The organism is Clostridium sp. D33t1_170424_F3, from assembly GCF_015667585.1.
Lineage (GTDB): Bacteria > Bacillota > Clostridia > Oscillospirales > Acutalibacteraceae > Anaeromassilibacillus.
The window spans coordinates 177,165-200,660 of record NZ_JADPEG010000005.1; the positions used below are offsets into that span (position 1 = coordinate 177,165).

The 23,496-nt window shown below is 53.4% G+C and carries 25 protein-coding genes; 16 read left to right on the plus strand and 9 right to left on the minus strand.

Annotation, left to right across the window (positions count from 1 at the left end):
- Nucleotides 1–12: 12 nt before the first annotated feature.
- Both asrB and asrA read right to left on the minus strand, forming a co-directional pair.
- A complete protein-coding gene (asrB, locus tag I4V53_RS05045; RefSeq protein ID WP_195984289.1) occupies nucleotides 13–804 on the minus strand; it encodes an anaerobic sulfite reductase subunit AsrB in 792 nt (263 codons plus the stop codon).
- Between the two features lie 5 nt (nucleotides 805–809).
- On the minus strand, nucleotides 810–1,853 hold the full coding sequence (gene asrA, locus I4V53_RS05050; protein ID WP_195984290.1) for an anaerobic sulfite reductase subunit AsrA: 1,044 nt from the start codon (nucleotides 1,851–1,853) through the stop codon (nucleotides 810–812).
- A gap of 484 nt (nucleotides 1,854–2,337) precedes the next feature.
- Between asrA and I4V53_RS05055 the strand changes: the two genes are divergently transcribed.
- The gene (locus I4V53_RS05055) at nucleotides 2,338–3,315 is read left to right on the plus strand and encodes a Gfo/Idh/MocA family protein (protein WP_353616473.1); all 978 of its coding nucleotides are present in this window, start codon (nucleotides 2,338–2,340) and stop codon (nucleotides 3,313–3,315) included.
- Between the two features lie 112 nt (nucleotides 3,316–3,427).
- Here I4V53_RS05055 and I4V53_RS05060 read toward each other — a convergent pair whose 3' ends face one another.
- Both I4V53_RS05060 and I4V53_RS05065 read right to left on the minus strand, forming a co-directional pair.
- Complete coding sequence (locus I4V53_RS05060; protein ID WP_195984291.1) at nucleotides 3,428–4,669, minus strand: ROK family protein; 1,242 nt, start codon at nucleotides 4,667–4,669, stop codon at nucleotides 3,428–3,430.
- Between the two features lie 125 nt (nucleotides 4,670–4,794).
- Complete coding sequence (locus I4V53_RS05065; RefSeq protein WP_195984292.1) at nucleotides 4,795–6,039, minus strand: AI-2E family transporter; 1,245 nt, start codon at nucleotides 6,037–6,039, stop codon at nucleotides 4,795–4,797.
- A gap of 126 nt (nucleotides 6,040–6,165) precedes the next feature.
- Between I4V53_RS05065 and I4V53_RS05070 the strand changes: the two genes are divergently transcribed.
- From I4V53_RS05070 to I4V53_RS05135, 14 genes are all read left to right on the plus strand, one after another.
- Nucleotides 6,166–6,750 (plus strand): nitroreductase family protein, encoded by a 585-nt coding sequence (locus tag I4V53_RS05070; protein WP_353616474.1) that lies wholly within the window; start codon nucleotides 6,166–6,168, stop codon nucleotides 6,748–6,750.
- Between the two features lie 33 nt (nucleotides 6,751–6,783).
- Nucleotides 6,784–7,209: a VOC family protein gene (locus I4V53_RS05075; RefSeq protein ID WP_195984325.1), complete on the plus strand. Its 426-nt coding sequence runs from the start codon at nucleotides 6,784–6,786 to the stop codon at nucleotides 7,207–7,209.
- Nucleotides 7,210–7,349: 140 nt separating this feature from the next.
- Nucleotides 7,350–8,138 carry an alpha/beta hydrolase gene (locus tag I4V53_RS05080; RefSeq protein ID WP_195984293.1) on the plus strand — a complete coding sequence of 263 codons (789 nt, stop codon included), beginning with the start codon at nucleotides 7,350–7,352 and terminating at the stop codon, nucleotides 8,136–8,138.
- Between the two features lie 200 nt (nucleotides 8,139–8,338).
- On the plus strand, nucleotides 8,339–8,569 hold the full coding sequence (locus I4V53_RS05085; protein ID WP_195984294.1) for a hypothetical protein: 231 nt from the start codon (nucleotides 8,339–8,341) through the stop codon (nucleotides 8,567–8,569).
- A gap of 37 nt (nucleotides 8,570–8,606) precedes the next feature.
- Nucleotides 8,607–9,110 carry a GNAT family N-acetyltransferase gene (locus I4V53_RS05090; protein ID WP_195984295.1) on the plus strand — a complete coding sequence of 168 codons (504 nt, stop codon included), beginning with the start codon at nucleotides 8,607–8,609 and terminating at the stop codon, nucleotides 9,108–9,110.
- Nucleotides 9,111–9,217: 107 nt separating this feature from the next.
- The gene (locus tag I4V53_RS05095; protein ID WP_195984296.1) at nucleotides 9,218–10,048 is read left to right on the plus strand and encodes a DNA-formamidopyrimidine glycosylase family protein; all 831 of its coding nucleotides are present in this window, start codon (nucleotides 9,218–9,220) and stop codon (nucleotides 10,046–10,048) included.
- Nucleotides 10,045–10,440, plus strand: coding sequence for a DUF3795 domain-containing protein (locus I4V53_RS05100; RefSeq protein WP_195984297.1), 396 nt, complete (start codon nucleotides 10,045–10,047; stop codon nucleotides 10,438–10,440). The genes I4V53_RS05095 and I4V53_RS05100 overlap by 4 nt, the downstream gene beginning before the upstream one ends.
- 72 nt (nucleotides 10,441–10,512) lie before the next feature.
- Entirely contained in the window at nucleotides 10,513–10,749 is a 237-nt protein-coding gene (locus tag I4V53_RS05105; protein ID WP_195984298.1) for a helix-turn-helix transcriptional regulator, read from the plus strand.
- Complete coding sequence (gene def / locus I4V53_RS05110) at nucleotides 10,749–11,204, plus strand: peptide deformylase (RefSeq protein WP_195984299.1); 456 nt, start codon at nucleotides 10,749–10,751, stop codon at nucleotides 11,202–11,204. Before I4V53_RS05105 ends, def begins: the two co-directional genes overlap by 1 nt.
- Before the next feature lie 406 nt (nucleotides 11,205–11,610).
- Complete coding sequence (ilvB, locus tag I4V53_RS05115) at nucleotides 11,611–13,284, plus strand: biosynthetic-type acetolactate synthase large subunit (protein ID WP_195984300.1); 1,674 nt, start codon at nucleotides 11,611–11,613, stop codon at nucleotides 13,282–13,284.
- 14 nt (nucleotides 13,285–13,298) lie between these two features.
- On the plus strand, nucleotides 13,299–13,787 hold the full coding sequence (gene ilvN / locus I4V53_RS05120) for an acetolactate synthase small subunit (RefSeq protein ID WP_195984301.1): 489 nt from the start codon (nucleotides 13,299–13,301) through the stop codon (nucleotides 13,785–13,787).
- A 76-nt stretch (nucleotides 13,788–13,863) separates the two neighbouring features.
- Nucleotides 13,864–15,075, plus strand: a complete 1,212-nt coding sequence (ilvA, locus tag I4V53_RS05125) for a threonine ammonia-lyase (protein ID WP_195984302.1) — start codon at nucleotides 13,864–13,866, stop codon at nucleotides 15,073–15,075.
- A 28-nt stretch (nucleotides 15,076–15,103) separates the two neighbouring features.
- Complete coding sequence (locus I4V53_RS05130; RefSeq protein WP_195984303.1) at nucleotides 15,104–15,478, plus strand: RidA family protein; 375 nt, start codon at nucleotides 15,104–15,106, stop codon at nucleotides 15,476–15,478.
- 224 nt (nucleotides 15,479–15,702) lie between these two features.
- Nucleotides 15,703–16,569, plus strand: coding sequence for a MerR family transcriptional regulator (locus I4V53_RS05135; RefSeq protein ID WP_195984304.1), 867 nt, complete (start codon nucleotides 15,703–15,705; stop codon nucleotides 16,567–16,569).
- A gap of 188 nt (nucleotides 16,570–16,757) precedes the next feature.
- Here the strand turns inward: I4V53_RS05135 and I4V53_RS05140 are convergent, their stop codons facing one another.
- The 3 genes from I4V53_RS05140 to I4V53_RS05150 all read right to left on the minus strand — a co-directional run bounded on the left by I4V53_RS05140 (nucleotide 16,758) and on the right by I4V53_RS05150 (nucleotide 20,935).
- Complete coding sequence (locus I4V53_RS05140) at nucleotides 16,758–17,399, minus strand: GyrI-like domain-containing protein (protein ID WP_195984305.1); 642 nt, start codon at nucleotides 17,397–17,399, stop codon at nucleotides 16,758–16,760.
- A 164-nt stretch (nucleotides 17,400–17,563) separates the two neighbouring features.
- Nucleotides 17,564–18,097 carry a GNAT family N-acetyltransferase gene (locus I4V53_RS05145; RefSeq protein WP_195984306.1) on the minus strand — a complete coding sequence of 178 codons (534 nt, stop codon included), beginning with the start codon at nucleotides 18,095–18,097 and terminating at the stop codon, nucleotides 17,564–17,566.
- A gap of 60 nt (nucleotides 18,098–18,157) precedes the next feature.
- Nucleotides 18,158–20,935 carry an ATP-binding protein gene (locus tag I4V53_RS05150; RefSeq protein ID WP_195984307.1) on the minus strand — a complete coding sequence of 926 codons (2,778 nt, stop codon included), beginning with the start codon at nucleotides 20,933–20,935 and terminating at the stop codon, nucleotides 18,158–18,160.
- A 302-nt stretch (nucleotides 20,936–21,237) separates the two neighbouring features.
- Here I4V53_RS05150 and I4V53_RS05155 point away from each other — a divergent pair, with 302 nt between their 5' ends.
- Nucleotides 21,238–21,552: a helix-turn-helix domain-containing protein gene (locus tag I4V53_RS05155; RefSeq protein ID WP_195984308.1), complete on the plus strand. Its 315-nt coding sequence runs from the start codon at nucleotides 21,238–21,240 to the stop codon at nucleotides 21,550–21,552.
- Nucleotides 21,553–21,617: 65 nt separating this feature from the next.
- Here the strand turns inward: I4V53_RS05155 and I4V53_RS05160 are convergent, their stop codons facing one another.
- Both I4V53_RS05160 and I4V53_RS05165 read right to left on the minus strand, forming a co-directional pair.
- Nucleotides 21,618–22,709: a DUF4367 domain-containing protein gene (locus tag I4V53_RS05160; protein WP_195984309.1), complete on the minus strand. Its 1,092-nt coding sequence runs from the start codon at nucleotides 22,707–22,709 to the stop codon at nucleotides 21,618–21,620.
- Nucleotides 22,710–23,302: 593 nt separating this feature from the next.
- A partial coding sequence (locus tag I4V53_RS05165; RefSeq protein ID WP_195984310.1) for a hypothetical protein occupies nucleotides 23,303–23,496 on the minus strand: 194 nt, incomplete at its 5' end.

Here is a 23,496-nt window from a genome sequence, read left to right on the forward strand (position 1 = left end):
CTTCCTTTTCAATCAGTCCACAAGGTCCCGGGCGACGGCATAGGGGAATACCGGACCGTCCAGGCAGACATAGACCTCGTCAATGCGGCAGTGGCCGCATTTGCCGATGGCGCAGGACATTTTGCGTTCAAAACTCATCCAGATGGTTTCCGGGTCCGCTCCGCATTTCAGCAGTTCCAGACCGGTAAATTTCATCATGGGCGGCGGGCCGACCACCAGCACGGCGTAATTCCCGTCAAAGGACGCGAAGGGAATTTCCTTTACGAAAGCGGTGACAAAGCCGGTGCGCCAGCCCTCCTTCTCGTCGGTATCCAGCGCATAGGTGGTGTGGAATGTTTCCCGCCATTTCTCCAGCTCTTTGTGGAAGACGATCCCCGCTTCGTTTTTGAAGCCGCAGATGAGATGGACGTCCGCCACAAAGCCGGGCTCCTCCGCGCATTTGCGCAGCAGAGAGCGCACCGGGGCCAGACCGGTTCCGCCGGTGATGATTACCAGATGTTTCCCTTTTAGCGCGTCGAGGGGCCAGCCCTTGCCGTACGGCCCGCGCAGGAACAGAAGGTCCCCCGGCTGTTTGCTGAAAATGCAGTCGGTCACTTTACCGACCGAACGGATGGTAAATTCCAGCCATCCCTCCCCCTGGGAAGAGACTGAGATCGGGGCCTCGCCGATTTTGGGGATGGAAAGCTGCATGAACTGGCCGTGCGCAACCTTTGCGTCGGATTCCACGCGGAAAGTCCACTCGTGCTCGCTTTCCTTCTGGACGCTGAGGATGGTGCAGGGCTGCGGCTGAACAGAATCGATCATCTTTCTCACGCTCCTTTGGTCGCCATGCCGGCCTTGATTTCCGCTACGGCGTCGTTTACTTTTGCGACGGTCGCGGAGATGGAAATGAGCTCGGGGCAGCGGTGCGTGCAGCGCCCGCAGCCGACGCACATATGGCTTTCTCCAAACCTGGCTTTGTAATCGTGAAACTTATGTAATACCTTGTAGCGCATCCGGTCTCCGGCGGTGGACCGCAGTTCCCGCTGGCCCGCCATCCGGTCAAACCCTTCAATCTGGCAGGATGCGCTGACCCGCCTTCTTTCGCCGACCTCGGGATTGTCCCCATAGATCAGATCACGGGTGGTAAAACAGGTGCAGGTGGAACACGCCAGCGTACAGCTTCCGCAGGAGATGCAGCGGGAATCAAATTCTTTCCACATGGGGTGCTTTTTAAGAGCCAGACGGACCTCCCGGTCCGAAAGATCCGGAATGCTGACGGTCAGGGTGTTTTTCTCAACGAAGGACGGCGTATAGTCCTGCTGCGGCATACCGTCAAAGTAACGGTCAAAGCATTCGTCCGCAACCTTGACCTCCATCCCGTCCGGGCGGAAGCGCATTGCCAGCGCGTAATCGTCGGTCCGGTTTGTGCCCATCGACACGCAGAAGCAGGTATCGTCCCCGCCGGGGCACTCCATGAGCGCAAATTTTACCTGTTCCCGTATCCGCATGTAATAAAAGTCGTCATACCCGCCGTTGCCGGCATAAATTTTCGCCTGAATATGCTGGGCGTTGATGTCGCACGGCCGGGCAAGGAGCAGGATTGGCTTCTGCGGGCCCTTGCTGGCCCGGTACTCGTCCTCTGTGAAATAAAAAATCGACTGCTGTATAGGCGTGATTACTTCCTTGGCCGGATAATCCGATTTTTCCTCCCAGACGATGTCGCCAAAGCGCTCTATTTCGGCGTAGCGGACGACGTCTGTGTCGGAATAACGGCCCTGCTTTGGAAACCGCCGGGGCGCGAAGACGCGGTAGTCCCTTCTGAGCGATTGCAGGGCCTGGTCGGCCTGGGCCGTATTGAGCGTATATCCCATCCTGCTCAACCTCCAATGCATTTTTTTGGATATTCTGCCGATTCTCTTTCCATTTTATCACATAGAAACCATAATGAAAAATTAGAAATCTTTATAGAATCATAAGCAGATTTTTTCGTATGGCTTGTGTTCCAATGCGTGTACCATTGTTAAAAAATATGACGGCGCAAAGGAAGAGATTCCGTTTAGAAAAAGAAAAACAGAGCCGGTGGAGCGGTGTTGCAGAATGGGATTTTTTTACCTGTAAGAAGCGGTAACCGGAATCCTTTCTTTTCGATAAAGAGGGGAAACGCACGGTTTCAACCGCATGAAAAGGAAGGGAAAGGTTCTTTTTAACGGTGGTGTATGATATAATCAGGTTGACAGAAAGAGCCGATGATGCCGCGGTCTCCGTGCGAACCCCACTGAGATGGAGCAGGTGGTGCGTTTCCCAAACATAAGGGGAGAGGCAGGCGGCCCGGTGACAAAATGAAGGAGAATAAAAATGGATCGTTTGAGAGTTTCAATTTTAGGCGCGGGAAAAATCGCCGCGACCATGGCGGATACCCTTTCCCGGATGGACGATGTAATCCCCTATGCCGTCGCCGCGCGCGATCTGGACCGCGCGCAGTCGTTTGCCAGCCAGTACGGTTTTGAAAAGGCGTATGGCTCCTATGAGGAGATGCTGCGGGACGACGGCACGGACCTGGTGTATATCGCGACGCCGCATTCCCACCACTACCAGCATGCGCTGCTCTGCCTGAACCACGGACGGCATGTCCTGTGCGAGAAAGCGTTCACCGTCAACCGCAATCAGGCGGAGGAGGTTTTCGCCCTTGCGGAGCAGAAGGGGCTGCTGATTACGGAAGCTGTCTGGACGCGCTACATGCCCTTTGCGCGGAAGCTGCGCGAGCTGTTGGACAGCGGCGTCCTGGGAACGCTCTGTTCGCTGGAGGCGGGCTTTGGGTTTGAGCTTTCCTGGCACGACCGCCTGGTGGACCCGGCGCTTGCGGGCGGCGCGCTGCTCGACCTGGGGATTTATCCATTGACCTTTGCCGCTATTGCGTTCGGCGGCGACCTTGCTTCCGTAACCTCCCGCGCGGTTAAGACCGACCGCGGCGTCGATGCGCAGAACAGCATGGTTTTGGAGTACCGGGACGGTAAAATCGCCACGCTGACCAGCTCCATGGTCTGCAATTTCCGCAACGAGGCGACGGTTTACGGGACAAAAGGGCATTTGACGCTGAAAGATTTCTGGCATGCGGAGGAAATCCGCGTGTATGTGGACGGGGAGGACGAGCCGAGAATGATTCCCGCGCCGGTCGAGATCAGCGGCTATGAGTACGAGGTGCGGGCCTGTGCCAAAGCGATTGCGGAAAAGAAAACCGAATGCCCGGAGCTGCCGCACGCGGAAACGCTGCGCATGATGGGGCTGATGGACAGCCTGCGCGAAGCGTGGGGCGTCCGGTATCCGATGGAATGACGCAAAAATCAGTCTTGGAATGACTGCATAAAAAGAACGCCCGTGAAATCCCCATATGCAAATGGGTTTCGCGGGCGTTTTCTGTCGTTGTGAATATTGCGAAGGTGTGGAATTAATATTCGTCGCTCCGGGCCAGCTTCATCAGCTTGGTCGGGTCGGAAAGCACATTTTTTGCCGCGATGGCGCCGGCGCCCAGCAGGGCGGGGCTTTCCGGCAGCGCGTTGGTCTCAATCACGACGTCGTTGTAGATCAGCGGGTTGATGCATTCGCGCACGTGCTCCTTTACAATGGAAAGCATCAGCCTGGAGTCGATCTCCGCCAGCTCGTCGCCAATGACGATCATCCCGGGATTGAACTGGTTGATGAGATTGACAATGCCGATGGCGAGAAATTCACAGACCTTTTCGTATTCCTCACGGGCAACCTGATCGCCGTTCTTTACCGCGTCGGACAGGCTGGCGGGAGTCAGGTTGTCTTCGCTCAGGAAAGAGGATTCCCCTGCGCGCAAACGGCGCGTGACGTTTTCATAATAGACCAGATAGGAGCAGTATTTTTCCAGACAGCCGCGGTTGCCGCATTCGCACAGAGCGCCCTTGTAGTTGATGGTGCTGTGCCCGAATTCCCCGGCGATGCCGCGCTGGCCCAGCACCAGCTTGCCGTTGGTGATGATGCCGCAGCCGACGCCCTGCCCGGCCAGTACGTAGATCATGTTCTGGATGCCATAGTCCTTGCTGCGGTACCAGAGCTGCGCAAAGGCGCTGGCGTTCGCGTCGTTGACAATGTGAATCGGAATGTCAAAATCCTTGGTCAGCGCTTCCTTGATGGGGAAGTTCTGCCAGCCGGCCAGCTCTGTGACAAACAGCAGCTGGTCGCGGTCCTCCCGGTAGGGGCCCGGCATCGCCATGCAGACGGCGGGGATATTGGCGCCTTCGTTTTCCCGGATAATCGTCTTAATGGCGGTGCGAATGCGCGTGATGGTGTCCTGCACGCTCTCCTTCGGGCTGATTTTGTACTGCTTGACGGCGTAAATTTTTCCGGACAGTCCCGCAAGGCTGGTGTAGAAGGCGCTGCGCGTCATGCGCACGCCGATCACTTTGTACAGATCGTCGTTTAGCGTGATACCGATGGAGCGACGGCCCTTGCAGCCGCTCATCAGACCGGTTTCCACCACCAGTCCGCACTCGATAAATTCCCCGATGATGTTGGTGATCGTCGCCTGTTTCAGGCCGGAGAGCTGCGCAAGCGTCGCGCGGGAGCACACGCCTTCCTGGCGGAGCAGGTCCGCAACCAGCGCCCGGTTGATCAGCTGGCTTTTTTCCTGATTAATACTTTTGCGGGCAATCGACTCATTCATATACATAACTCCCATTTTCGATGAAGATAGATGTGATAAGTATACACGTTATCTCTGTGAGAATTATTCTGATTCGCAACAATTCGAGCTGCAACAACAAATAAATCGAAAAGAGGAAAAGAAATTTAGGGAGTATCGCTAAATAATGGCTCGGCGGCCTCTTCTGGAGGTTCCGGCCTTTCCGGCGGCGCGTTCCGCCGGACGTCTTCGTTGGTTATCCGCTTTTTGCGCAGCTGCCGGGTTGTGCCGGAGCGCAGCAGGGCGTACAGGACGGAGAAGAGCGGCACGCCGATTAAAACGCCGGGGATGCCAGCCAGCCCGCCGCCGACCAGGATGGCCAGCAGCACCCAGATGCCGGGCAGCCCGATGGAGGTGCCGACCACGCGCGGATAGATGACGTTTCCCTCAACCTGCTGCAGGACCACAAGGAAAATGAGGAACCACAGGCAGTCCAGCGGGTTGATAATCAACAGGATAAACGCGCCCACCGCGCCGCCCAGATACGCGCCCAAAATGGGGACCAGGCTGGTCAGCGAGACGATCACGCTGATCAGCAGGGCGTAGGGCAATTGAATCAGGTTCATGCCGATGTAGCACAGCACCCCAAGAATGACGCCCTCCGTCAACTGGCCTGTGACAAAGCCCGCAAAGATGCTGTTGGAGAGGCTGCCCACCTCGATCAACCGGTAGGCTGTCCGGCGCGGCAGGTAGGCGTACAGCACACGCTTGAAGTTTTGAAGCAGCTTTTCCTTGCTGAAAAGCATATAAACGGAAAAAATCAGGCTCATGATAAAGGTGACGATGCCGGACGCCACGCCGATGGTGGCGTTTGCAATGGAGCCCACCAGGTCCGTGGTGGCCTGTGTCGCGTTGGAAAGCATATTGGTCCAGTCGATTTTCATGACGGTGTCCTTCAGTTGCTCCAGGTCTAGCCGTGTGAGCGTCTGGTTCAGCCACTCCGTAAAGCTTTGGGCGTAGGACGGAACGGCGTCCGTCAGTACGCGCATGGAGCGGACCAGCTCCGGCAGCACAAAAAAGATGATTCCGCCCAGAAGCAGCAGTACCGTGAGAAACGTCAGGACCACACAGACCGCCCGCCCGCATTTCCGCCAGACGCGGCTATTTTTGCGCCTGAGGAACCCAAAGATGCGCTCTTCAAACAGCTTGAGCAGGACATTGAGCACAAACGCGACGGCAATGCCGATCAGAAACGGGCTGATCAGGGAAAATACCCAGCCGATGAACCACCCGGTCAGCTCCAGATGGAACACAATGTAGACCAAAATAACCGTAAACGTAATGACAAACAGGATTTTTCGCATGGCCTTTTTTGAGAGAACGGGGTCTTCGAGCAGTGTTTTCCAGTCCATAAGCGAGCCCTTTCCATTTTCCATGTTTTGTGTGATTATCGTAAAATGATGCTATCGCAATCCTTTTGAAAAGTCAAGTTTGACTTTGATGAAAACAGCGTTTAAACTAAGAGGAGAAAAATCGTGATGCCTTTGCGAAAAAGCGTACCGGACGAAGGCCCGGCAGATGAGAGAGGAGAATTTTTAATGGAACTGATGGAGGCAATCCGCGCCAGAAAAAGCTACCGCAATCTGTTTACAGACGCACCGGTGCCCCGCGCCGATCTGGAAGAAATATTGGAGGCGGGCGTGCTCGCCCCTTCCGGCTGCAACCTGCAAACCACGCAGTTCATCGGGGTGGATGATCCGGCGCTGGTCCGGCAGCTCGCGGAGATCTGCGGGAAAGATTGGGCTAAAACCTCCGCGGCGGCGGTATTGCTGCTGACCAAAGAGACCATGTCGCCCAGTGGCGTTTCCTACCATGTGCACGATTACTCTGCGGCGGCGGAAAATGTCCTGCTGGCAATTGCGGCGAAGGGTTATGCGTCCGTCTGGATCGAAGGGCAGATCCGCGGGGAGAAGGCCAGAGAGATGGGCAGAATGCTCGGCGTGCCGGACGACCTGACCGTCGCCGTTTACCTGCCGCTGGGCGTACCCGCAAAGCCCGTGACGGGTACGGCAAAGAAGCCGTTTGCAGAGCGGGCGTGGTTCAACGGATATAAGAAACCCTGAGCCAACCGATTGAAAACTTGGAGGAAATGAATGATGCATCCTGAAATGAAAATAAAAATGTACGCCTTTACGGTGGACTGCAAGGACCCGTATCCATTGGCGGAATTCTATGCGGCGCTGCTCCAGTGGGAAATCGCATACCATGACGAAGACTGGGCGTGTGTCGGCGCTCCGGGAACGGCGCAGGGGGCATACCCTGGAATCACGTTCCAACGGAATCCGGCGTACGTACCGCCTGTGTGGCCGGAGGAGCCGGGAGCACAGCAGCAGATGGTGCATTTGGACTTCGCTGTGAATGATTTGGAAGCAGCGGTTCAACATGCGGTTCAGTGCGGAGCGACGATTGCGGAGAAACAGTTTTCCGACGGCTGGAGAGTGCTGTTTGACCCCGCCGGACACCCCTTTTGCCTGTGCCAGATGAAAGATATGATGGAAAGCCCCCAGTTTGCGCTGCGATAAAAAGTATATCAGGTATGATGAAAATGAACGCGCGCAGGCAAACTGGCCGATAGACAGTGACAGTATACAGTTGTTTTCATTCACGGAAAGAGAGGGCTGCGGGGCGCTGGTGCGGCGATTCGCAGCCCGGGAGGATCAAGATGATTTTACGAGGGCACGTCTTTTCACAGACGTTGGAGATGGAAACCGGGATTACCGTGTTAGTACCGGGCGCTGCCCCGGCTTCCGGTGCGTACCGGGTGATTTACCTGTTGCACGGGCTGTGCGGAAGAAGCGGCGACTGGCTGGATTACACCATGCTGCCCGCTTACGCGGAAAAAAGCAATGCAGTCTTCATCATGCCGGAGGTTGCGCGCAGCTTTTATACAGACATGCGGTACGGACAGCGGTTTTTTACCTATGTGACGGAGGAGCTTCCGGAGATTTGCCGAAACGTCTTCCGGATTGCGGCGGAGCGGGAAAACACGGCGGTTATCGGCGCGTCCATGGGCGGTTACGGCGCGTTGAAATGCGCGCTGTCCAGGCCGGAGCAGTACGGCGCCTGCGGGGCGTTTTCCTCCGCCTGCCTGTATTTAAAAGAAACGCTCGCCATACAGCGCGCAGCGCAGGAGCGGGGCGACCTCTCCGCTCTGCAGCAGCGGTTCGGCATGCAGACCCCCACGGACTTTCAGGCGATGTTCGGGGAAGACCTGGACTGGCGGCCGGACTGCGAACCGCTGGAACTCGCCAAAAAGGCGGCAAAGGGGCCATACCGGCCCAAATTTTATCTGGCCTGCGGGGACAAGGACCTGTTCCGGCAGGACAACCTGCGCTTCTGCTGCGACCTGCGGCAGCTGGGCTTTGATTCCATGTATGAAGAGTGGAACGGCGTCCACGACTGGACCTTTTTTAACCGGGCGCTAAAAAAAGCACTGGATCAGCTTTTATAAAAACGCAGTCCCGATGGGAAAATCCGCCGGGGCTGTTTTTTTGTTTTTCAGTGGTATTTTGCCCGCATTTCTGCTATGATACAATCAGAGTGGTTCAGGTTAATACGATCAGCAGTTCAGCGTTCGGGGAAGGCTGCTGCGGCATTGCCGTCCCAGTATCCCCTGTTTACGAAAACCGCTCTGGAAAGGTGGCGAAGAATATGAAAAGGCTCTTTGGCTATGCAAACGAATATGTCAGACAATCAGACTGGAAGGACCTGGCACTGCTCAAATTTTGCCTGTGTGCCGCTGGAATTCTGATTGGAACGGCGCTCCCGCAGAAGGTGAGGAAACCGGTGGTGTTTACGGCGATGGGGGTATTTGTCGCCACCTACATCCCGCTGATTTTGAAATTCCTGCGCATTGCGGGAGAGGGTGAAAAAGAACAGTGACAACGGGCCTTTCCAACGTATGGAAAGGTGAATGTATATGCAACTGGAAACCAAACGGCTGCTCCTGCTTCCTCTGGACGAAGTCCAGATCAAAAACTGGATGGAAAACATTCCCGCGCTGGAACAGGCATTTCGCTGTACATACGACGGCGAAAAGATGGAAGGCGTGTTTTTGCAGATTGTGCGGGAGCAGGCGGAGAAGGTGCAAAACGACAGGGAAAACTGGCTGTTTCACACGTTCTGGCTTTTGCTCAGAAAAGAGGACCGGGTAGTCGTCGGCGCGGCGGATTTTAAAGCGCCGCCGGGCGAGGACGGCGCGGTGGAGATCGGCTACGGCCTCAACGCCGCGTATGAACACAATGGATATATGACGGAGGCGGTAGAGGCGATGTGCGGCTGGGCCTTTGTGCAGCCCGGTATCCGTACCATTCTGGCGGAGACGGAACCAGAAAACGACGCTTCCCGGCGCGTACTGTCGCGCTGTGCGTTCCGGCAGTACCGTGAAGCGGAAACCCTGTGGTGGAAACGAATAAAAACGTGAAAAAGACCCGTCCCGCACGGTGAAAAGTGTGGGACGGGTTATTTTATATAGGACAGCTACTTGTCCAGTTTCATCCTGTATACTGGATCAAAAGGAGGCGCGAAGATATGTTGGAGATACCGGAGAGCGATACCATTGCCAGACAGTTGCGTGAAACCGTTGCGGGGAAGCAGATCGCATCGGTCGCGGCGAATGCGTCGCCGCACAGGTTTGCATTTTATTCCGGGGACCCGGAGGGATACCCGGCCCTGCTGGAAGGCCGCACGGTGGAGAATGCGGAGGCGCTGGCGGGACAGGTGGAAATCACGCTGGACAACGCACGGCTGTTGTTTGGCGACGGCGCGAATATCCGCTATTATGCCGCAGGTGAGAAACTCCCGGCAAAGCACCAGCTCTGTATCCGATTCACGGATGATTCCGCTCTGGTCTGTACCATCCAGATGTACGGGGGCATCTGGGCGTTTTTGGAAGGGGAAAACGACAATTTTTATTATACAGTCGCCAAAGAAAAGCCCAACCCGCTGACCGATGCGTTTGACCGCGCGTATTTTGACAGCCTGTGGAACGGAATCAAACCCACGCTGAGCGTCAAGGGACTGCTGGCGACGGAGCAGCGGATTCCCGGACTGGGAAACGGTTCATTGCAGGACATTTTGTACCGGGCGGGCCTGCATCCGAAGTCGCGGGCGGAAGCGTTGAACAGGGAACAGCGGGACAGGCTGTTTCACAGTGTGAAGCATACGCTGCGGGAAATGGCGGAGCAGGGCGGCAGAGACACAGAAAAAGACCTGTTTGGGAATCCGGGCGGATACCGTTCGTTCCTCTCCAAAAACACCGTGCAGTATCCCTGTTTACAGTGCGGCGGCCCGCTGGTACGCCAGGCTTACTTGGGCGGCAATGTGTATTTCTGCCCGGCCTGTCAGCCGCTTGTCCGATGAAGCGGGAGACAATCGCCCCCTGCGGGATGAACTGCGCCCTGTGTGCCGTTTATCAGCGGGAGAAAAAGAACTGCCCGGGCTGCCGGGCCGGCAGTGCGGGAAAACCGGGCCACTGCCGGAGCTGCGCAATCAAGAGCTGCTCGGTGATGCGCACAGAGGGCGGACGCTGCGAAACTTGCCCGGACTTCCCCTGTGAACGATTGAAACGGCTGGACCGGCGGTATCGGAAGCAGTACCATGTCAGCCTGCTGGAAAACCTGCGGATGATACAAGCGGAAGGAATGGATGCGTTCTTGCGGGAAGAGGATGCGCGCTGGACCTGCTCCGCCTGTGGGGAGCGGTTGTGTATGCATGAAACGACCTGCCCATCCTGTGGAAAAGAGAGGAAATAACCGTGCCGTCTTGACATTCCGCCGCGATCGTTGTATGATGGATGTAAGGTAAACATGACAGAGGTGGGGCATTTGAAAAACCGGATCCGGGAACTGCGAGAGGCGCAGGAATTGACGCAGGAACAGCTGGGGAAGCTGGTGGGGACGTCCCGTCAGGCGATCCACGCCATTGAGGCGGAAAAGTTTGAACCGTCCATTTGGCTGGCATACGACATTGCCCGGGTGTTCGATTGCCGGATCGAGGACGTGTTCCTGTTTGAAGAGAGCGAAAAGAAATCGCGCGCGGAAAAGAGCAGGGGGGAAGGCTGATGGCGCTGCGGAATTTACGGTATGAGGACGATGAAATTTTGCGGAAGAAAAGCCGTGAAGTGCCGGAGGTGGACGATAAAATCCGACAGCTGCTGGACGACATGGCGGATACCATGTATGCGCTTGGAAACGGCGCGGGTCTGGCGGCCTGCCAGGTCGGCATCCTCAAGCGGCTTGTGGTGATCGACATGGGGGACGGGCATTTGATGAAGCTGGTAAACCCGAGAATCATCGGCAGCAGCGGCGTGCAGGAGTGTTTGGAAGGCTGTTTGAGCTTTCCGGACCGCTTTGGAAAAACCGTGCGTCCGCAGAAGGTTATTGTGCAGGCGCTGGACGAAAACGGCTGCGAACAGATTTTGACCGGGGAGGGCGAGCTGGCAAAGTGCTTTTGCCATGAAATCGACCATCTGAACGGCATTGTCCTGCCCGATCGCGTGACGGAATGGATCTGCTGACAAACAGCCTTGCAGAAAAATTTTGCATTATGGGTTGACAAAACCGTACCCTGTGGGATATATTAGTAACAATACAGTTGAATAAAGACCGTTGCGAGCGTGCACGGTTTTGCGATGATGGGGACGGAGCGTATGTAAGCCGCTTCAGAGAGCCGCCGGGTGGTGTAAGGCGGTGCGGAGCATACAGGACATCACCCCGGAGCAGGCGGCTGAACCCCCTTGCGGGCAAGTAGGCGCGTCCGGTTTCTCACCGTTACAGGAGAGTGTATTGATAGATACACATGAGCGGCTGCATTGCAGCACTTAGAGTGGTACCGCGGAAGCTGATAGCCTTCGTCTCTAATCAGAGACGAAGGCTTTTTTGTTTATCACGATTACAGGGAAGATATGTCAGGAGGAATCAATTATGGTATTGACAGGAGCGCAGGTCATCATGGAATGTCTGCTGGAGCAGGGCGTGGATACCGTGTTCGGGTATCCGGGCGGTTCAGTGCTGTACATCTACGACGCGCTGTACGAGTATCGGGACCGTATCAATCATGTGCGCACCGCGCACGAACAGGGGGCGGCGCACGCGGCGGACGGCTACGCGCGGTCCACAGGCAAAACGGGCGTCTGCATTGCAACCTCCGGCCCCGGCGCGACGAATCTGGTGACGGGCATCGCCACCGCATACATGGATTCCGTGCCGATGGTCGCCATCACGGGCAATGTAAACCTTGACCTGCTGGGGCTGGACAGCTTCCAGGAGGTCGACATCACAGGCATCACGATGCCGGTGACCAAGCACAATTTTCTGGTAAAGGACGTCAACAAGCTGGCGGACGTTCTGCGGCAGGCGTTTGAAATCGCCAACAGCGGGCGCAAGGGGCCGGTACTGGTCGACATTCCCAAGGACATCACGGCGCAGAAGGTGGAGTTTACCCACCGGAACGATCCGGTTCTGGAGGTAAAACACCTGTTCCCGATTGAGGAGCGCTTTGAGCAGGCGATGGCGATGCTGCAGCAGGCGAAGCGTCCGTTCATCTACGCGGGCGGCGGCGTAATTGCCGCGGAAGCGTTTGACGAGCTGAAAACCTTTGCGGACCGGCTGGACGCGCCGGTGTCCTGCTCACTGATGTGCCAGGGCGGCTACGACCAGACGGACAGCCGCTATATGGGCATGCTGGGCATGCACGGCACCAACACCGCGGCGCTGGCGATCAAGGACTGCGATCTCTTTGTTGCGGTCGGCACCCGTTTTTCGGATCGTGTGCTGTGCAATGCAAAGCTCTTTGCGCAGCATTGCCAGATCATCCAGATCGACATTGACTCCGCGGAGTTCAACAAGAATATCGATGTAGCCCTCAAACTCAAGGGCGATGCAAAGGAAATCCTGGCGGAGCTGAACTGCCGGTTGGAGCAGCAGGATCACGCGGACTGGATGGCCAGCATTGCAAAATGGCAGAAGGAATTCCCGCTCTCCCAGAGCGTGGCGGACCCGGACGGCGTAACGCCCCAGATGGTTCTGGAAACGCTGGACGAACTGACCGATTCCAATGCGATCATCGTCACGGATGTGGGCCAGCATCAGATGTGGTCGGCGCAGTTCTACCGTTACCGTGCGCCGCGCCGCTTCATTACCTCCGGCGGGCTGGGGACCATGGGCTTTGGCCTGGGCGCGGCCATCGGCGCGCAGATCGCAAACCCGGAAAAGCGCGTCATCAACATCACGGGCGACGGCAGCTTCCATATGAACTGCAATGAGCTCTCCACCGCTGTGGCGTACAATGTTCCCGTGCTGGAAATCGTCTTCAATAACTCCGTATTGGGCATGGTGCGCCAGTGGCAGAAGCTCTTCTACGACAGCCGCTTTTCCCAGACGGACCTCGATAAAAATACGAACTTTGAACTGTTGGCCCAGGCCTTTGGCGCAAAGGCGTTTACCATCCGCACCAAAGACGACGTGCGGCCTGTTTTGGAGCAGGCGCTGGCCCTGCGCGAACCGGCGCTGATCAACTGCCTGATCGATAAGGACGTCAACGTCCTGCCCATGGTGCCCGCAGGCGCTTCCGTGGAAGACCCGATTCTGGAAATGTGATAGGAGGAGCGAACATGGCGTATCCAGTGGAAAAAGAATATATCATCTCAATCCTTGCAAAGAACAACCCCGGCGTGCTCCTGCGTATTTCCGGCCTGTTCAGCCGCCGCTGCTACAATATCCTGAGTATTGTTGCGGCACAGACGGAGAATACGGAGTACTCCCGTATTTTGATCGTCGTCAAGGGTGACGACCGCATTGTGCGGCAGGTGGATAAACAGGTCAGCAAGCTGGTCGATATTGAGCAGGTGGACATCGTGGACCCGAACGCTTCCGTGGTGCGGGAGCATCTGCTCATCAAGGTGGAGCGCACGGTCCAGAACAGCGAGAAGCTGGTCGAGATGGCCAATGTGTTCCGCGCGAACATCCTCAGCGTGGAGGCTACCTCCATGATTCTGGAGCTGACCGGCGACGCGACAACCATCAATTCCTTTATTGAGCTCTATAATCCGTACCATGTGCTGAAGATCCTGCGCACGGGCGCAATGGCGATGCCCAAGTAAAATAGAACCTGGTTCCCCTCCATCCCGGTGCGGATGCGGGAAGCGGAAATACAATGACTGTGATGGGGGTAAAATCATGTTAACGTTGGATAAAATCTATCATGCCGCATATGTGCTCAAGCAGGTCATCCGCAAAACCGATGTGATCCCGGCGCCGCAGATCAACCCGGAGAGCGAGATTTATCTTAAAACAGAAAACCTGCAGGTGACCGGTTCCTTTAAGGTGCGCGGCGCGTACTATAAAATTTCACAGCTGAGCGACGAGGAAAAGAGCCACGGCGTCATCGCCTGTTCGGCGGGCAACCACGCGCAGGGCGTCGCGCTGGCGGCGGCCAAAAACGGCATCCCGTCCCTGATCTGCATCCCGGACGGCGCGCCGATCTCCAAGGTGGAGGCCACCAAGAGCTACGGCGCGGAGGTCGAGCTGGTCAAGGGCGTGTACGACGACGCGTACAATCGTGCGGTGAAGCTGCAAAAAGAGCGGAATATGACCTTTATCCATCCGTTTAATGATCCCGACGTGATCGCCGGGCAGGGAACCATCGGTCTGGAACTGCTCAAACAGGTTCCCGATCTGGACGTCGCCATTGTTCCGGTGGGCGGCGGCGGACTGATCTCCGGCGTGGCGTTTGCCATCAAATCCCTGAACCCCAACTGCAAGGTATACGGCGTACAGGCAAGCGGTGCGGCCAGCATGAAGGAGTCCCTTGCGCAGAATGAACCGCACGCGCTGCCCGGCGTTTCCACGTTTGCGGACGGCATTGCGGTCAAGTGCCCGGGCGATCTGACCTACGAGATGTGCAGCAAGTATGTGGACGGCATTGTCACCGTCAGCGACGACGAGACGGCCACCGCAATCCTGGCGTTGATCGAGCAGCAGAAGCTCATCACGGAAGGGGCGGGCGCGGTAGCGGTTGCCGCCGCCATGTTCAATAAGGTGGACATCAAGGGCAAGAAGGTGGCCTGCCTGCTCTCCGGCGGCAATATCGACGTGACGATCCTGTCCAAGGTCATCAACCGCGGCCTGTTAAAGGCGGGACGTTCTGCCGAGCTGATTATTGAGATGGTCGACAAGCCCGGACAGCTCAAAGAGGTTTCCGCAATGATCGCGGACCTGGGCGCGAACGTGGTCAGCGTCCACCACGACCGCGGCGGAGAGGATACTGACATCAACGGCTGCTACCTGCGCATTGCAATGGAAACCCGCAACCACGATCATATTGAGCAGATCAGCAAGGCCATTGGGGACGCGGGTTACCACATTGTAAAGCGGTACAATATCGGTTAACAGAATTTCAAGAAAGAAGGTTTTTGCTATGGAAACAATTGTGACCTCCAAAGCTCCTGCGGCGATTGGGCCGTATTCCCAGGCAAAGGTAGTTAACGGTATGGTGTTTGCCTCCGGGCAGATCCCGATCGTCCCATCGACCGGCGAAATCGCAGACGGGGACATTTCCATCCAGGCGGAACAGGTGATGAAGAACGTGAGCGCGATTCTGGAAGCGGCAGGCTGCGGCTATGAAGACGTTGTGAAGACCACCTGTTTTCTTGCGGACATGGGAGACTTTGGCGCGTTTAACGCGGTCTATGAGAAGTATTTTACCGGTAAGCCGGCCCGTTCCTGCGTGGCGGTCAAGACGCTGCCGAAGAACGTGCTGTGCGAGGTAGAGGTTATCGCGGTACAGAAATAATGGTGTGCGCTGAAAAAACGGCGCGTTCCTGCATGAAAAATCCCTCCGGCAGGCAGGCTTTTCCTGTTTGCCGGAGGGATTTTTGCATGCGATCGGGTTTTTAATATCAGAAATGTGTGTGCGGGGAAAAATATGAAAAAAGGGTTGACCCTCACGCATGGTGATAGTGTAGAGTAATAGACAGGGAAAGACAAAAACAACCGCGATACAGGAGGCAATAAGGAATGATGACGGTCAAACAGGTTTCGTCGCTGACGGGCGTCAGCGTGCGGACGCTTCAGTTTTACGATGAAATCGGATTATTAAAGCCGGCGCAGACAACCGAGGCCGGCTACCGTTTGTACGATGACCAGGCGTTGGAAAAGCTGCAGCAGATTTTGTTTTTTAAGGAGCTTGCCTTCACGTTGAAGGAAATCAAGGCGATTATGGAAAATCCCCGCTTCGATAAGATGGCGGCGTATCAGAAGCAGAAGGAACTGATACAAATCAAACGCGACCGCCTCGACGCCTTATTGAAATTGCTTGACAAATTAATCAAAGGAGAGACATGTATGGATTTCAAAGAATTTGATATGAGCCAATATTTTTGTGTGTTGAACGACTTCAAAAAGACGCATGCAGCTGAAATTACAAAGCAGCTTGGAAGTATGGAGCGGTTTGACGAGATGATTGCGGAACTGGAATCCCATAAGCATGAGATTGCGGACGGGGCGGTGCAGCAGTACGGCAGCCTGGAAAACTATACGGAAGCCATGAAACAGAATCTGCAAAGCTTTTTGGAGCACGGCCCAACCATCGCGCCGTCCGAGGTGGATGGCCTGCTGGACAAAGGAGACGCCCTTACAAGGAGTCTTACGGCAGACCTGAACAAAGACCCGGCGTCTCCCGATGTACAGCAAATGGTTGCGGAGCTGGTCTCCTTTGTCAACGAGAGCAACAAGGGCGTCGACATGGGAGAAAATTATTGGCCTTCCATGGCGGAGACCTATTGTTCCAGCCCGGTTTATCAAAAAGTAACCGATCAAAAATATGGACAGGGCGCGTCAAAGTTTATTGGCCTGGCGTTGAAGGCCTATCTTGACCGGCAGTAACAGGGCTTTTTAAGAGGCCTGCTGCCAGAGCAGATGGGGAAGCCGTTTGAAAAGAGGCTGGTTTTAGCGCCAGATTGTAACAGATTTTGCCTGTAACTGTGGATTTTTGTAATAGAAAAGATAATATTACAGTTAGTAAAGAAAAGAAGCCGGTTTTATGCGTAAACCGACTTCTTTTCTTTGTGTTTTTAGGCTTCTGCTTTTTTCACCGGATGGCGGATAACCGTCTTTAACTTTTCCGGCGCGCATTTGCGGGCGTCACTCAAATAGATTTCATGGTGATAGCGGGTGTTGGAGATGTCGGTCAGATAGCCGTTTTCCCGTGCGTACCGGTCCATCTGTTCAACGGTGGCCGGTTCATCATCGTATGGGCCGATGTGCATGCACTGTACGCACAGGCCCTCCTGATACGTCAGGAACTCCGCCTTTGAGAAATCCATCTTTTTCTTTTTTGCCGCCTCCGCAACCGCCCAGTCGAAATCCTCCTTTTTGACGAAGTCCGGCAGCCGGATCAGGGAGATCCAGTGGAATTGGTCCTTGCGGCTGTAATCGATCCCGTCCGAAATGCCGTCCATCCACCAGAAGCCCTCCAGCGGGGGCACGACGTATTCAAAGAATCCGTCTATTTTGTGGCTGCCTTTGTAGCTCATCTTGATGGTAAAAGCGATCCCATAGAGCAGGCCAAGGGCTTTCTGGTAGTCGCCGTCTTCTGCGTTGGGATTTCCCTCTCCGCGGACAGCCACGAAGTTCATAGCAGGAATTTCAATGATACTGGGTTTATTTTTTGGCAAATAATACTCTTTGTATTCCTTTTTGTAGTCAAACGGCATTTTTTACTTCCTCCTGTCGGTTTGGGGCGTTTTGAGTAAAGAAATGGAGGGGATTCAAGCCGGGACGTCGCGGCAAGGCGGGATACACCCGCGGGCTGGCATTCTCCAATGACAACAACGCTGCCGCGGGAATCTTGGTAGAGAAACCAATCAAGTGATTTACTTCAAACGCTCCAGGTTTTAATTACATCCTTACAAACCACATGGCGCAGCAGCCCGCCGTATTTGGGAACCGTAGTCACCACGGAGTATCCCGCTGCCAGCAGGTTACGCAGGCTGTACCGGTTGTCGGGGTGGACGGTCGCCATGGAATACCGGTATGCCGTAGTCTTTAAAATCCTTTCTCCTTCTTCCAGAAGGGTCTGCTGCAGGTGCATACCCCGGTAAGCCGGAAGAACGCAGGCGGTATCCATGTGCGCGACTTTTCGGCGTTCCACTTTGTCCAATTGCAGGTATGCGCCCATATTGTCCTCGTCGTCCATTGGGTAATGGACCAACAGAAAACCGGCGATTGTATCCTCCGACATTGCTTTCACAATAAAACCGCGTTGTTCCACGTTCTCCCGCACAAAATCTTCATTGACCGCTACATACCAGTCCTCAGCGGCAATGCCGTCCTTGGCGGTTTGTATGATTTTCACAATGGCCGGAACGTCCTCCATGACGGCTCTTTCATAGCGAATGGGCGATTGATTCATAGATTCATTGTCTCCTCTGCTGCAAAGTGATGCTACTATGTGTATGCTTCCTGTGATGCCTTATTCGTCCTTTGCACCGGAGGAAGGGAGATACCTCTCCAGTGTCTGATACAGCTGTGCTACATCGAAGGGCTTGGGCATGAAAGCGTCCATGCCCGCCGCAAAAACGCGGTCCCGGTCTTCCTGAAAGGTGTTGGCGGTCATGGCAATGATCGGAATTTTTTTTGCGTCGGAGCGGGAAAGCGCACGGATCTCTTTGGTCGCGGTGAGGCCGTCTTTGACAGGCATCTGCAAATCCATCAGGATAGCGTCATAATACCCGTCCGCATGCGTCTGAAACATCTGAACAGCTTGTTCGCCGTTCTCGGCGTGCTCAATGTCGACCCCTTCCATGTTCAGCAGAGAGATGACAATTTCCGCATTGAGCGCGTTGTCTTCTGCCAAAAGAAGACGCGAGCCCCTGAGAGCATGTGGCTGCGGGTCATCAGCATGGTCCGGCAGCGCTTCCTGAGAAAGCGGCAGTTTCAGTGTGAACTGGAAGGTGGAGCCAACGCCGGGCGTGCTTGACACCTGCAATTCCCCGCCCATCAGCCGTACGAGGCTTCTGCTGATGGGCAGGCCAAGGCCGGTGCCCTGCTGGTTGCGGTTGCTCCCCGCCGCCTGCTCAAAGGTTTGGAAAATGCGTTCGAGGTCGTCCTCACAAATTCCAATGCCGCTGTCCTCGACACGGAATCGGACCTGTACGTCTTTGTCCGTATGTCCGGTTTCTTCCATGGTGAGGGAGACGCTGCCTCCCGGATCGGTAAATTTTAATGCGTTTGCAAGCAGATTGGTCAGCACCTGCTTGATGCGTACCGCGTCCCCAACGACGCTTATATCTTCCATTTTATATTTGAAAGAGATTTGAATACCCTTTTCCTCCGCCTGAATGCGCAGGATACTTTCCAGTTGCTGCTGAATTTGGCGCAGACAGAACGGCTCGGGGCTGATCTGCATTTTCCCGCTTTCAATTTTGGACATATCCAGCACATCGTTGACCAGAGAAAGAAGAAATTGCGCGGAAGTGAATATCTTTTCCAACTGCGCATCAATCTTTGGCGTTGCTTCGCCGGATAGACGCGCTAGATTGGTCAGACCAATGATGGCGTTCATTGGTGTGCGGATCTCGTGCGACATCTGGGAGAGGAAAGTGGATTTTGCATAGTTATCCTCCTGTGCTTTTTCCAGCTCAACCTGCATCAGCTTGTTCCGCATCTGGAAATGGAAGACCAGCAGAACTGTCAGCATCAGGAGAAATAAAAAAGAACCGCAGATTACGATGAATGCGACTGGATTTGCATAGATCATGGATTGCAGCGTCATGTGCGGCTCCTCAATGGAAACCAGGTTTTTAGAAATGATGCTGTCGATCTCATCTTCACGCAAGCTGTTCAACGCCTTACTTAAAACGGAATAAAGCGGAATGTTCAGAGGATCATCCATCGCAAAGGAGACATAACAGGAGGAATTATTGGTTGCTAAAATAGAAATCTGCGAATAATGGTTTTTGTAAAACAGGTCTTCAATAAAAGCGGAGGGCGTGCAGAGATAATCGGCCTCCCCGCTGTTTACGGCATCCAGGCATTGCTCAACAGAGGGGTAATACAGAATTTCCTGATAGGGTACGTTCCTGGGAAGGCTGCCGCCTTTTACCATGGCAAGGCACAGGTTGTCCGATGGATAAACGACAGATTTATTTTTAATGATCACCTCATCCAATTTGGCATAGCTTTTGGTCAGCACCATGCTGTCGTTCTTTGTGGACTGCTCCCAACTCAGATAGAAGCCGGAAAGATCGGCTTTACCGTCCTGTGTCAGCTGGAGTGTTTCCTCATAGGTGTCGGCGTATACATAGGTGAATTTTAAACCGGTTCGCTCGGAAATCTGGTTTAAAATATCCAAAGCGATTCCCTGATACGCCTTCTCCCGCGAAAAGTAAATGGGGTAACGTTCCCGCATGAGCGCTACGCGGATCGGTTCGGCATCTCGAATAAACGCAAGGTCCTCATTGGAAAAATTGATAGAGGTGTTATAAAAGGAAGGAAAGTATTTTTCATATAATTCTTCTGCGTAGTTTGGGTTGGCCGCGTAAATCTGCTCCATGGCATAGTCAAGCTTCTCACACAAGTCGGGCCGGCTTTTGGCAGTGGTGATGTAATAAGGATGGCCGCTGAACTTTGCAACGACGTTGTATGTATCTTTTATATTGTTGTCGCTGCCGAGCATGACGTCTACTTCCCGGTTATCCAGGCATTTTTCATAGGCGGTAAGATCGTCGTACTGGCGGATGGTACAGTCAAGACTGTTAAAGGAGAGAAAATTTTTCAGCCGGTTGATACGGTCTTCCGACCGCGCATAAACACCGATTGTTTTGCCGTTCAACGTGTTCAAGTCAAAGTTTTTGATTGAAGGATCATCTTTATTGGTAAACAGCAGGGTGTTGTTGCTTCCCGCAGTGTATTTTGTGTAGTGTATATAGGGTTCCAAACTCTTCTGGTGGTACATGCCCCCCATAATGTCAATATTACCCGCGGTTATCTCTGTTAGCAGCGTTTCAATGTCCCCGTCGATAAATTGATAGTTCCATCCGGTATATTTGGCGATTTCCATCATGAAATCGTAGAACATACCGCTTCGGGTGCCGTCCTCGGCAAGTTCACTGATGCCTTCCGCGGGAGGAAAAGCGACAGTTACAATTTCTTGTGCGGGTTGATTTGAGACGGCCGCGGCGGAAAGAGATCCGGGAAAGAAAAAGGCCAGGAGAACGGATAGAAAAAGGCATCCGATTTGTTTGTTCATATCTGATACAACCTACTTGTCGTTATTGAACGATTTCCTGCCACAGGGCATTGGAAAACGGCGAGCCTACGAAGATATGGAAAGGCCCGCTCTTTACAGTGTAATGCCAGGCAGGTGAAAAGTCAAAGCCTCTTTTTGTACCGTGGGTAGAAAAAGAAATATAGGAATATTCGTTCGATACTATTGCATTTTCAGAACATATGTACTATAATATAGATAGCTTTTTAAGATACTTAAATGCAGCAAAGCATTTGGAAAAGAAACCTGAGTCAAACAGGGGAAGAATAAAAGGAGAGAAGCATATGCTGGTCAATCAAATTAAAAATCTTTGCAGGGCAAACAAAACCACCATAGCCGCGCTGGAACGGGAGCTGGAATTTGGATATGGGACCATTCATAAATGGAGGACAGTCAATCCCGGAATAGACAAAATCGTCAAGATTGCAGACTTTTTTGCCATATCCGTTGATGAATTGCTGGAGCGGCCTCAGAGCCAATATTCAGAGGAGACAAAGCAGCTGGCTGAGCGGTATGAGTCGATGACGCAGGCGGAACAGGGGCTGGTTCGCTGCTATGTGGAGCTGGTCGCGGCGTCTGCGCATCGGCAGAAGGTGTAAATTAACATGAAAAAGGCGTACGGCCGCGCAGTTTGCGCTTGGCCGTACGCCTTTTTATTACAGTTTCAGGAAGCGTTTGTGGGAACGACTCCTTCCGCAATCCGGATGGCGGTTTTTTTGTCAACAGAGCCGTCCTGGATAAAAACGGAGAAGAAATACGACCCATTATCAAAGAGAATACGCTGACAGTCTTTTTTTCTCATATAAGTTGCGCTTTCTCCGTTGATGGTGATGGAATCGTCGTATTCGTCCAAATGTTCGCTGTCAATTTTAAAATGTCCTTTTCCGATTTGTGACAGCTGAATTTTTGCACCGGTGTTTTCCGAAAGCTGATAACTGATCTTCGCATACCGATGCTGACGGTTGATATCCTGACCGGTACAAATATAGTCGTCAGGGAGATATGTGAGGGTATAAGGTTCAAATTGGCCCGCAACAGGAACTTCGGTAACAACACGCGGGGTGTACGAGTTGTTATATTCGATGCTTTCAATGATTGTCAGCACATCATTTGTGGATAATGTCTGGTCAATAATATTTAAGGTATAGTATAAGCCGTTATATGTCCAGAAAAACTGTTTCAGGTTGTCTTCCGGGACTTCACGGTACTGTACCGAAATGCCGTTTATATCGGTATGTTTCAAATTTGGCAGAGTTTCCAATTCTGTGGCCAGAAGGCTTTCTGTCAGCTGGATATTGCCGTAGGGCTTCGCAAAAACCGTATAGGCGGTCTGGCCGCTTGTCCGCTTTGTAAAAACCTGATAGCCCTCCGGTAAAATAGCCGGTTCGGAAGGGGTGAGTTCTTCCGTATACGCGTCATATACGGAAATTGACGTGTGGGTGTTCAACGCCTTCGTTACCACTTGAATGACCCATTCCCGTGCGGCGGAAACCGTCATGACCGCGGTCGCGGCGGCAATAAGAGCGGCAACCAGGATGATCATGGTACGCTTGCCGGATTTTTTACCGGGAATGTTGTTCGACCGGTCGTTCAGACTGGCAATCAGGGATTCGATCCTTGCGTCGAATTCGCGGGGAATGAAGATGTCCTGCAATTCTTTTTCAGAGGGAATACCAGCCAGATTATTTGCAATCAGCACAGGGCTGTAAGTTTTGTAGAATTTTGTGAGTGCCTGGTCTGTGATTCGATGTGGCATGGTATAGCCTCCTTTACACATAGAAACTGTTTATGATCCTTATTATAATGGTTTTAAAGAAGTGATGATTATAAGGACAATTTTTTTCACTTTGAAAAACATTCCATTGCTAAAAAAGTGCTAAAAGCGAAATGGAGCAAAGGGCACTTTCCAAAAGCACATAAAATTTTTTGCTCGACCGGCAAAAAATGGAAATTATTTCTTTGTAATTATCATATCAGAGATTTTCATAATTCGCAATAGAAATTCTTATGAAATATAAAAAAATTATTATGGTTTATAAACAAGAAAACAAAATTGTTTTTTACACAGAAAGTGTGTAGAATAAGCGTTTAAATTATTTTGTGAGAGTAATTTATATAATTACATTTTAATAGTGAAATAAGCAGGATGCTTAAAATCGACGGATCTAATTTTTATTACTAAAAGGGTTCCAACGTCGATACAGTGATTAAAAAAGATGTTCCGTTCCATGTGGATAAGCCATGGAGGTTTTTTCAGAAAAATTTATATAAATAAAACAGAGCCTGGCAGTTCCCCAAGGGAAGTCTGCCAGACTCTGTTTTGAAAAAGGCGATTTTCAGTGGCGGCAATTAGATAACCGTTACCGTACTGTGTTTCTGCGGCATATTGCCGGCCAGAGTAGTGTACACGCCCGCGCTTTCGCCCGGCGCGCCAACCGCCCAGACCTTGTAAACATACAGATTGCTGATGCGGGAAATTGCCTGTGTCTTCAATACATTGCCGTTACCCACTGTAAAGGCCGGAGTAAAGCCGTTTCCATTGA

What these genes read in the sequence shown, in the direction of transcription:
- I4V53_RS05130 (WP_195984303.1), top strand. Translation starts at nt 15,104, where the DNA reads ATGGAAACAATTGTGACCTCCAAAGCTCCTGCGGCGATTGGGCCGTAT.
- I4V53_RS05095 (WP_195984296.1), top strand. Translation starts at nt 9,218, where the DNA reads ATGTTGGAGATACCGGAGAGCGATACCATTGCCAGACAGTTGCGTGAA.
- I4V53_RS05160 (WP_195984309.1), bottom strand. Translation starts at nt 22,709, where the DNA reads ATGCCACATCGAATCACAGACCAGGCACTCACAAAATTCTACAAAACT.
- I4V53_RS05065 (WP_195984292.1), bottom strand. Translation starts at nt 6,039, where the DNA reads ATGGACTGGAAAACACTGCTCGAAGACCCCGTTCTCTCAAAAAAGGCC.
- I4V53_RS05140 (WP_195984305.1), bottom strand. Translation starts at nt 17,399, where the DNA reads ATGCCGTTTGACTACAAAAAGGAATACAAAGAGTATTATTTGCCAAAA.
- I4V53_RS05060 (WP_195984291.1), bottom strand. Translation starts at nt 4,669, where the DNA reads ATGAATGAGTCGATTGCCCGCAAAAGTATTAATCAGGAAAAAAGCCAG.
- I4V53_RS05135 (WP_195984304.1), top strand. Translation starts at nt 15,703, where the DNA reads ATGATGACGGTCAAACAGGTTTCGTCGCTGACGGGCGTCAGCGTGCGG.
- I4V53_RS05090 (WP_195984295.1), top strand. Translation starts at nt 8,607, where the DNA reads ATGCAACTGGAAACCAAACGGCTGCTCCTGCTTCCTCTGGACGAAGTC.
- I4V53_RS05080 (WP_195984293.1), top strand. Translation starts at nt 7,350, where the DNA reads ATGATTTTACGAGGGCACGTCTTTTCACAGACGTTGGAGATGGAAACC.
- I4V53_RS05150 (WP_195984307.1), bottom strand. Translation starts at nt 20,935, where the DNA reads ATGAACAAACAAATCGGATGCCTTTTTCTATCCGTTCTCCTGGCCTTT.
- ilvN (WP_195984301.1), top strand. Translation starts at nt 13,299, where the DNA reads ATGGCGTATCCAGTGGAAAAAGAATATATCATCTCAATCCTTGCAAAG.
- ilvA (WP_195984302.1), top strand. Translation starts at nt 13,864, where the DNA reads ATGTTAACGTTGGATAAAATCTATCATGCCGCATATGTGCTCAAGCAG.
- ilvB (WP_195984300.1), top strand. Translation starts at nt 11,611, where the DNA reads ATGGTATTGACAGGAGCGCAGGTCATCATGGAATGTCTGCTGGAGCAG.
- I4V53_RS05055 (WP_353616473.1), top strand. Translation starts at nt 2,338, where the DNA reads ATGGATCGTTTGAGAGTTTCAATTTTAGGCGCGGGAAAAATCGCCGCG.
- I4V53_RS05075 (WP_195984325.1), top strand. Translation starts at nt 6,784, where the DNA reads ATGCATCCTGAAATGAAAATAAAAATGTACGCCTTTACGGTGGACTGC.
- I4V53_RS05145 (WP_195984306.1), bottom strand. Translation starts at nt 18,097, where the DNA reads ATGAATCAATCGCCCATTCGCTATGAAAGAGCCGTCATGGAGGACGTT.
- I4V53_RS05085 (WP_195984294.1), top strand. Translation starts at nt 8,339, where the DNA reads ATGAAAAGGCTCTTTGGCTATGCAAACGAATATGTCAGACAATCAGAC.
- I4V53_RS05100 (WP_195984297.1), top strand. Translation starts at nt 10,045, where the DNA reads ATGAAGCGGGAGACAATCGCCCCCTGCGGGATGAACTGCGCCCTGTGT.
- def (WP_195984299.1), top strand. Translation starts at nt 10,749, where the DNA reads ATGGCGCTGCGGAATTTACGGTATGAGGACGATGAAATTTTGCGGAAG.
- asrB (WP_195984289.1), bottom strand. Translation starts at nt 804, where the DNA reads ATGATCGATTCTGTTCAGCCGCAGCCCTGCACCATCCTCAGCGTCCAG.
- I4V53_RS05155 (WP_195984308.1), top strand. Translation starts at nt 21,238, where the DNA reads ATGCTGGTCAATCAAATTAAAAATCTTTGCAGGGCAAACAAAACCACC.
- asrA (WP_195984290.1), bottom strand. Translation starts at nt 1,853, where the DNA reads ATGGGATATACGCTCAATACGGCCCAGGCCGACCAGGCCCTGCAATCG.
- I4V53_RS05070 (WP_353616474.1), top strand. Translation starts at nt 6,166, where the DNA reads ATGCCTTTGCGAAAAAGCGTACCGGACGAAGGCCCGGCAGATGAGAGA.